The organism is Chromatium okenii (assembly GCF_016583745.1).
Lineage (GTDB): Bacteria > Pseudomonadota > Gammaproteobacteria > Chromatiales > Chromatiaceae > Chromatium > Chromatium okenii.
The window spans coordinates 1-2,495 of sequence record NZ_NRRQ01000074.1; the positions used below are offsets into that span (position 1 = coordinate 1).

Genomic DNA, 2,495 nt, shown 5'->3' on the forward strand with positions numbered 1-2,495 from the left:
AATTTCTTGGAAGATAAATATGAAGATTCCTATTGGGGATTAGTTACAAGGCAGCAATTTTGCACTGTCAGTGAATAAAGAAGGCACTCTATTGTGTTATGAAATAAACCATTCTTAATAATTGAATGGTTTAATGATCAATCAGGAACACCAGTTAATGATGTTCCCAATCGATCAATGATTATTGCATGGTCATTGCCATTCGTTCTTTCACTCGCATGACTGCCTCATTGTATTGAGCCACCTTATTAAAACGGACATGTTCAATGAACTCACCGGGAATCTCATTCATAAAGCGAGAAGGTTTTGAATTCCATTCTCGTCCATGAATCAACCGGCTTTCCGCATGAGTCATAAACAACTGTTCCATCGCTCTTGTCATGCCGACATAGCACAATCGTCTTTCTTCTTCAAAACGTTCTCGATCATGTAATGACATGCTGTGCGGGAATAATCCCTCCTCGAGTCCGACTAGAAAGACCACCGGAAACTCCAACCCTTTTGCCGCATGAAGTGTCATTAACTGCACGGCATCGTTGTTGTCATCATCGCTCATCTCGTTTGCTTCCAAGGCGACATGATTCAGGAACACCGTTAAAACATCACCATCTTCCATGTCCCAGCTTCGTTCAAAGCGAGCTGCTGTTTCAATCAACTGATCCAAGTTCTCAACGCGCTCCTCCCCCTTTCCATCGGGTTGCTTGAGATAAAACTCCGGTAACTCTGTCTGTTTCAGCAGTTGATTTAATCGTGTTGCCAACGTCATCTTTCCAATGCGATGAGATTGAATCAATGCTACAAATGCTGTAAGTGATTCATTGACTTTCTTGGTCAAGCCTTTCTTTTCAATCAAATCCAGTGTTGCTTCCCATAACGATCCCGATAATGTCTGTGCGTGTTTCCTCAATAGTTCAATCGTGCGTTCACCAATTCCACGAGTCGGAACATTGACAATGCGCTCAAAGGCAAGGTCATCATTGCAGTTTGCCAAGCGTAAATATCCCAACGCATCTCGAACTTCCGCTCGTTCAAAGAAGCGTAATCCATTATGGATGCGATACGGAATGCCAGCCCGAATCAATCGTTCTTCAAACATTCGTGATTGTGCTGAAGTCCGATACAAGATTGCATAATCTTGATAACATCAATGATTCATAGTGAATGTTTGATCAATGCGATCAATTACGAAACGGGCTTCATCACCGGCATCAATAGCCGTATAACGACAGATTAAGGAACCTGTTGATTGTTGTGTCCACAGATTCTTACCGAATCGATTCCGATTGTTTGCAATCACGGCATTGGCAGCATTCAGAATGTTGCTGGTGGAACGATAGTTTTGTTCCAATCGTAATACCTGCACGTTCTGATAATCTCGTTGCAATGCCTTCAGGTTTTCCACTTTCGCTCCACGCCAACCGTAAATGGATTGATCGTCATCACCAACTGCACAGATGAAGTTATTGCTGGTAGATAACATCTTCAACCATTCATATTGCATGGTATTGGTATCTTGGAACTCGTCAACCAGAATCTGTTGAAAGCGGCTTTGATAGTGTTGACGAATATCCCGATGATCTCGCAGCAATTCATAAGCACTCAACAATAAGTCAGCAAAATCCAGTGCTTTATTCTGTTGCCGTTGCAATTCATATTCAGCATACACATTACGCAGAACGGCTAACTTCTCATCATCATCTTCAACCTCAACTTGGTGCGGATGAAGTCCATTCTCCTTAGCATTGTTGATAACGCTCAACACCCATTTAATTGGGTAAGTGTTGTCATCAATCTGCATCGTTGTCATCACTCGTTTCAATAAACGACGCTGATCCTCTGCATTGAGAATCTGGAAGTCTTTGTCTAACTGTGCCGCTTGCCAATGTATTCTGAGTAGTCGATGTGCCAATCCATGAAACGTTCCAATCCATAACCCATTCAATGCAGTATCAAGATTGGCTTCTAACCGGTGTTTCAATTCAGTTGCTGCCTTGTTGGTAAATGTCACCACTAAAAGGGATTCAACTGGAATGTGATAGTATTCAATCAACCATCCTATTCGTTCCACTAAGACACGGGTTTTACCAGAACCAGCTCCAGCCAAAACCAGTAGATTACTCAATGGTGCAGTGACCACTTTCAGTTGAGCGGGATTGAGTGCATTCAGATTCATCATTGATTCCTCAAATTAAAGAGGTGCCGGAGCACCTCAAGGGGGGGTTAATACTCTTCAGGTAAGAGAAGAGTTGTAACAGTTCGATCCGCTTCAGTAATGATCCAGACGCGTAAGTCATCCTGTAATGGATAGACTGATAACACTCTGTTTCCCTCCACTAAAGCACGATCATTTGCTTGTTGGTCTTCACTGCTCATCTCTCCCCAATTGCCTTGGCGATGCCGAAACAATAGGAAGAGTGGAGATATTGCACATTCTTGTAATGCGGAATGTGCGCCTTCAGTAATGACAACTTCACCCAATGGGAACTTGAATGTGA

At 42.8% G+C, this 2,495-nt stretch carries 1 protein-coding gene and 1 pseudogene; both read right to left on the reverse strand.

From position 1 onward, the window contains the following. Positions 1 to 181: 181 nt before the first annotated feature. Positions 182 to 2,176 (reverse strand): annotated as a pseudogene (locus CKO12_RS15035) (UvrD-helicase domain-containing protein). Positions 2,177 to 2,220: 44 nt separating this feature from the next. Further along, positions 2,221 to 2,495, reverse strand: a 275-nt coding sequence (locus CKO12_RS14765) for a hypothetical protein (RefSeq protein WP_207146390.1), incomplete at its 5' end; no start/stop codon positions are given.